Consider the following 6,182-nt stretch of genomic DNA (forward strand, 5'->3'; position numbering starts at 1 on the left):
ACTTTTTCGAGAATAAAATTTGCTGGAGGCGGAATCAGCCATTTTCATTCTTGGGTTCGGCTTTATTCAGCGGTTCCTTAGGTGTAGAGTTCTTTCTGATGATTAGCGGGTATGTGATATTTTATTCATCTAGAAACAAATCTGCAAAAGATTTCGCAGTTGCAAGAGCTCTCCGCTTATTACCGTCATATTGGTTTGCGATTGTTCTAACTACATGCTTCTCTTATATTTTAGGTGGCGAGAGAATGGGAGTAGGTTTAGGACAATTTTTCGCGAATTCAACCATATTCGCACCGACCTTAGGATTTGAATATATTGATGGTGTCTACTGGACCCTAAAATTAGAAGTTCTTTTTTATTCGCTGATTTTAGTTTTCTTAATCTTCGGAAAAGGTGAAAAGTTATCTTTATTTTTCCTCCTGTGGCCGATCCTTTTCTCTTTGAGTAGTTATTTCGGAAAGCTATCGATTCCCTTTTCTGGAGGGTATTTTTGCTACTTTGGTGCAGGGGCTTTGTTAGCTATGTTAAAGGATCGTCCTACTCCTTGGGTGATCTTATCTTTACTTGTTTGTATGGTGAATTGCATATTTTTTTCAACAGGCGTAGGAATAAAAGTAGCGATTGGTTATGAATTTTCTCGAGTCATCATAGGAACAGTAATCTTATTATTCTTCATTTTCTTCGTTGTAATTAGTATTACAAAAGCGGGCGAATACAGTATTACCCAGGCTAAATTTCTAGGCGGCCTCACGTATCCGGTTTATCTTATACATGCACACATTGGATACATGCTTCTCGGCAAGTTTGCAACGGAACAAAATAAGGTGCTTGTGACGTTTTCTATTTTATTATTAGTGCTTCTGATGGCAACCTTTATGCATCTAATTATTGAAAAGAAATTAGCATTCTTTTGGAGAGGATTATTCGAGTCGACAGTTGGTAAGATAATTGGATTTTTTGAATCTTTTATATATAAGAAAATATTATTAAAGAAGCAGACTTGAAATGACAAATTCATCATCTTATTATGATGATTATGTTATCAAGGAATCTCTGAATAAGGTTCTATGCCGTTATCAGTGGAACTTGGTATGGCTTAATCGATCGATTTTTATCCGATGCGTATTCCGGTCAACGTGACCGCTCATTCCGGTCGAGCGTGACCGCTGCGCATGGCATGGTGTTACGCGCTCAAATTGTAATGCGACCGGTCACGATGGAGCGGTAATTCCTCCTTTTTTCTCTTGTTGAACGTATTTTGCATTGCTCGTTACAGCGTTACGGGCTATTTGCCGACATAGGCATCCCAGTCCGGTGTGTCAGGGCTGAGCTGAGCCATAAGGCGATCGTCTTCGGCGTTGATCAGCCGCTCCATCATGGTCTGCTTCGTGACAGCGTAACGGCGTGCCAGGCGCTCCAGCGCCAGAGCAGATCGAGTGGCGATCCATCCTTGAAGACGCCGTTGGCCATTGCCGTTTTCTCCTTCGAACGGGCGACGAGCCCGGTAGGCGGCTTGCCGTTGTGCTGCGGTTTTTGCCATGGTCCATGCTCCTGTTATAGGTGTCGTTACAGTGTCACGTCGGTAGATTTGGTCGCTGTCTTTGGGGCGGATTGGCGCAGCGAATCTCCGGTCAGGGTGAAACGGTGATGGCGCTGCAGGATGCGGTCGAGGATGGCATCGGCAATCGTGGCATCGCCGATCCAGGCATGCCAATGATCAATAGGCAACTGGCTGGTCAGGATGGTGGCCTTGTGACCGGCCCGGTCGTCGATGAGTTCGAGCAAGTCTGACCGGGTGGTACTGTCGATGGTGCCCATGCCCCAGTCGTCAAGAATCAGCACATCGGTCTTGGCGACCTGCAGCAACCATTTGCCGAAGGTGCCGCTGGCGTGGCGGATACGCAGTTCTTCTTGTAGACGGGGTACCCGTTGATAGAGTGCCGAGTAGCCGCGCCGGCAGGCGTACTGGGCCAGCGCACAGCCCAGCCAGGACTTGCCGGCCCCGGTCGGGCCGGTGATCAGAACGCTGTGTCCGGCCGTGACCCAGTCGCCTAATGCCAGACTCATTACGGCCGCACGGTCAACGCCGCGCGCCGGACGGGTCGCGATATCCTCGATGGTGGCTTGGGCATATTTGAGTTTCGCCTGCGTGAGTAGACGGAGCAGTTTGCGGTCATTGCGCATGTGAATTTCGCGGTCGACCAGCAAGGCGAGACGCTCCTCAAAGCTCATCGCCGTCATGCCTGGTAAGGCCAACTGCTCTTCGAGCGCGCAGGCCAGACCTTCCAGTTTCAAGGTGCGCAATTGCGCCAGTGTGGTGTGCATCATCATGGAAATCCCTTGTCGTTATTGGTAGTAGGACGGGCCGCGCAGATGCGCGTGCTCGGGGCTGACCCAGCCCGTGCTGGCGTCCTCGTTGGGGCGAGTTTGGTCGCGGTTGTTGGCCAGAATGTCGCGCACATGGCGATACTGGCAGGCACCAATGTGCAGCGCAAAGCTGCAGGCGGCTTCCAGTCGTGCCTTGCCATAGCGCTTCGACAGCGACAGCAAGCCAAGGCAAGCGCGGTAGCCATGCTCGGGATGCTTGCGTTCTTCCAGCAACCGGGTGACCGCCACAGCGGTGGCCGGGCCAATGCTTTGTCCCCAGTGAATCAGACGTTCCGGGGTCCAGGCGAGATGGGCGCGGTGTGCCGCAGGCATGTGCCCCGGCACGGTCGTGAAGTCACCCGGACGGGGTGAGCGCGCATGACAGGCGACCCGCTGCCCTCGATGCAGTAACTCCACGGCACACAGCGTCAGGCGAGCTTCGAGGACTTGGCCCACCAGAGCATGCGGTACGCTGTAACGATGGCTATCAACTTCGACGTGATAGTCGACATGGACACGTACGGTCTTGAACCGGGCGATCTCGTAACGCTGTAACGGTAGCGGCAACAACGCTGGTTGATCCAGTGCAGCGAAAGCACTGGCCCGGCTGCCTGGCAGCTTCTGGAATAGCTTGGCATTGAGCCGTGTCAATAGCGGCGCCATCGCCAGGTTGACGTCGTCGACGCTGGCAAAAGCCTGATGACGCAGGCGCGCCATGATCCAGCGTTCGACGATCTGCACGGCCGATTCGGCCTTGGCCTTGTCTTGCGGATGGCGTGGCCGTGCCGGCAGCACGGAGGTACCGTAATGGCGTGCAAAGTCGAGCACGGTATCGTTGGCGCGCGGTTCGTAGCGATCCGGATTGGCAATCATGGCGCGGGGATTGTCTGGCACGATCAGCTGCGGCACGCCGCCGATGAACTCAAGGGCGCGGCCGGTCGCATCGAGCCAGTCAGCCATGGTTTCAGTTGGTGTGGCCCAGGCAAAGGTGTAGGAAGACGCGCCCAATGCAGCGACGAAGATGTGCGCCCGTCCGCCACCTATTAGGGCAATCGTTGGTCCGGCGTAGTCAATAAAGAGCTTCTCGCCGGCACGGTGGATTTGCCGCATCGAGCGTTTGAGTTGCCGGGCAAAGCAGCGGAAATTCTCGCAGAACTGTGAATAACTGTAGGTCTGCCGATCGGCATGATCGATCTGGTACTCCTCCCACAGCAGCGCCAGCGTGACGCCTTTGCGGCGCAGTTCGTGATGCAGTTGACCGTAGTCCGGTTGCACATGGGCCCGCGGACGTTGGGGTGCCACCAGCAGCATCCGTTCTAGCGCGCCTTCGTCGCTGGCCCGCACGGCGGGCCAGTCCAAACCGGCTGCCGCCGCCAAACTGACGTACTTGGCGACGACCCCTTTGGATAATCGCAGGGCCGCGGCGATCTGTTCATGAGAGAGCTTGGCGTCGAGCTTTAGACGCAGGACATCCTTGATTTTACGCATCGTAATCCTTGCTGCGGGCATACACGGCTCCAGACAAATAGCTGGCAGCCTACCCGCGTGGTGGGTTCGTTGCGTAACACCATGGCGTTGCAGTACGACGCCGGTCCGGTATCGTGACCGACGATTCCGGTATCGTGACCGGTCAAACCGGTACGGTCCTGAAATCGGTCACGTTCGACCGGAATCCGCGGTCACGATCCGCCGGAATCGTCGGTCACGTTCAACCGGAATGGCTGGTCACGATGGACCGGAATACCCACTTATTAACCAGTGTCCTCGGTTTGCCCGCCAGTGGCAGGCCACGCAAGTTGAAATTTTGACCGAGAGGCGGCGCGTCGATTTTGACGTTAGTTGTCTGGCACAGCAACGTGATTGCCTGGCCTGCGGCCTTAGCGCGCAAGGCATTCACGACCTGCCTCGCCGGAGCTGACATCATTTCGATTTTTTCCAATACGAAGCAAGGCATCACGCCGAAGTACCCTGCGTTGCGTGTATCGCGTGCGGCAAGACGACGCAAGTCGATGTACCGTGGGCACGACCTGGCAACGGTTTCACTTTGCGGTTCGAAGCACTGGCATTGTCGCTGTGCCAGTACTTGCCGGTGGCGCAGGCGGCTGTAAAATTGCGGGTCGCTTCGAAACGCTTGTGGCGACGCGTTGCTCACTATATAGCTGCCGCGCGCGAACAGGAAATCATGACTGATGTGCGCGTCATCGGCATCGATGAAACCAGCCTCAAGCGCGGACAAGACTGCGTGACGGTCATACATGACCTGGAGGCCAAACAAGGCTTTGTTGTGGAGCATGTGCAAAAATCCGACCGACGGGAGTCGAAAGACACCAACGCCATGCATTACTTACAACATTAACATCTGCAATGTGCCCGGGCTTGGTGGCTCATGCAATCACCGCGCCACATCTACGCCCAAGGTGTGAAGGGCAACTGTGAGCAACTGGCCGAGTCAGCTTTATTTCGCTGGATTTTATGGGCGCGACGCTGACGGCTTGAGCTGTTCAAACGACTGGCAAGCACACTGGCGGCGCGTCTGCACGTTATCCGTGCGCGGTATGCTCGACAGGTGCAGCAATGCGTATGTGGAAGCGATGAATGGACGGCTTCAGTAAACCAAAACAGCTATACGTGGCTTTTGCACCGTCACCATTTTTAGACCATCGCTTAGCTACGTATGGGCAAGATTATCCACCTGTCGAAGGGCCTGTTTGCGCCAGCGGTGTCACGTGGGGTTTGCATAACGCAATATCGGGATGGGCGACGAGTTCCATACAAAACGGCATAGAACCCAAAAAATAACTTGCTTCATCGACATTGCGATCTTGTTAAAATTAAACTTTTAGAAGATTCTGACTTCAGAAATTGGACAATTAAATTTACCTTTTCATAGGTGTCATATTTCTAATAGCGAAAAAGAACTTAATATATTCATAATTCTTTACTAAGTGCTGATCCATGACGTTATCCTCAATTTTTTTGAGGAATCCTTTTCTTTGCAGCACGGGTAATTCAACGAAATGCCATGATAAGTACGCTATCAAAATTACAAGAGGTAATGAAACAAGTAAATTAAAATACCAAATATTAAATATAGGTGAAATAGAGAATACAGCCTGTTGAATAGCGTATCCATATAGGTATATGCCGTAAGAATAATCACCATTTAGGATTATGGCACTCCGTTTCGGATTAGTTAACCCCAAATAAACAGTAATATACGCAAGTGGTAAAGGTAAGAATCGTATACAATTGGAGGTTGTTATAAGTATGATGCAAGTGAACAATGAAAAAATAAATAATTTTTTCGAGTAAGGAATTTTTTCTTTATTGCGATAAAACCATAGACCTGTTATGAAGCAAAGCAAGGTAATTTGACCAGTAGCTACGTTTTCAATTTTGCTAGAATAAAAATATTGCAAGAGCTCCATAATGTAGCCAATAACTACGACGCTAGTGAGACCGAACTTGTTTTTATATCCCCCCATTATTACGATTAGGGAAATTGCAACATAACACGCTAACTCCCATGGGACAGTCCATAGTTGTCCATTTACTTGAGTACTTTTATTTTCTTCAAAAACGCCAGGTAAATAATAATGTATATCGCCAATTATATTTAAAAAATATTTATGGAAATTAGGATTTAGAAGATAATCAACTAAAGGAAGAGTTGTAAAAAAAGGTCCCAGAATTAAAGCGCACAAGAGTACTTCAACGGCGAGGGCCGGAATTATTCTTATGATGCGAAGACCTAAAAATGATACTAAACTTCTGCATCGCTCTAAACTTCCTGCAACTAAAAATCCACTTAATAT

At 50.6% G+C, this 6,182-nt stretch carries 6 protein-coding genes; 2 read left to right on the plus strand and 4 right to left on the minus strand.

The window, feature by feature from the left end; all coding sequences use genetic code 11:
- On the plus strand, window positions 1–1,004 hold a 1,004-nt coding region (locus QN370_RS20230; RefSeq protein ID WP_323581807.1), incomplete at its 5' end, for an acyltransferase.
- Between the two features lie 281 nt (window positions 1,005–1,285).
- Here QN370_RS20230 and QN370_RS20235 read toward each other — a convergent pair.
- Genes QN370_RS20235 through istA form a run of 3 tightly spaced genes read right to left on the minus strand, consistent with a single transcriptional unit; the run spans window position 1,286 to window position 3,876 of the window.
- On the minus strand, window positions 1,286–1,540 hold the full coding sequence (locus tag QN370_RS20235; protein WP_323581808.1) for a hypothetical protein: 255 nt from the start codon (window positions 1,538–1,540) through the stop codon (window positions 1,286–1,288).
- A gap of 26 nt (window positions 1,541–1,566) precedes the next feature.
- Window positions 1,567–2,331 (minus strand): IS21-like element helper ATPase IstB, encoded by a 765-nt coding sequence (gene istB / locus QN370_RS20240; protein WP_323581809.1) that lies wholly within the window; start codon window positions 2,329–2,331, stop codon window positions 1,567–1,569.
- Window positions 2,332–2,346: 15 nt separating this feature from the next.
- Complete coding sequence (istA, locus tag QN370_RS20245; protein WP_323581810.1) at window positions 2,347–3,876, minus strand: IS21 family transposase; 1,530 nt, start codon at window positions 3,874–3,876, stop codon at window positions 2,347–2,349.
- Window positions 3,877–4,432: 556 nt separating this feature from the next.
- On the opposite strand from istA, the gene QN370_RS20770 reads away from it, so the two are divergent.
- Window positions 4,433–4,723, plus strand: coding sequence for a hypothetical protein (locus QN370_RS20770; protein WP_416347713.1), 291 nt, complete (start codon window positions 4,433–4,435; stop codon window positions 4,721–4,723).
- Between the two features lie 520 nt (window positions 4,724–5,243).
- Here the strand turns inward: QN370_RS20770 and QN370_RS20255 are convergent.
- Window positions 5,244–6,182: acyltransferase (locus QN370_RS20255; RefSeq protein ID WP_323581812.1), on the minus strand; the 939-nt coding region annotated here is incomplete at its 5' end.

This window comes from Actimicrobium sp. CCI2.3 (genome assembly GCF_035019065.1).
In the GTDB taxonomy this organism is placed as follows: domain Bacteria; phylum Pseudomonadota; class Gammaproteobacteria; order Burkholderiales; family Burkholderiaceae_D; genus Actimicrobium.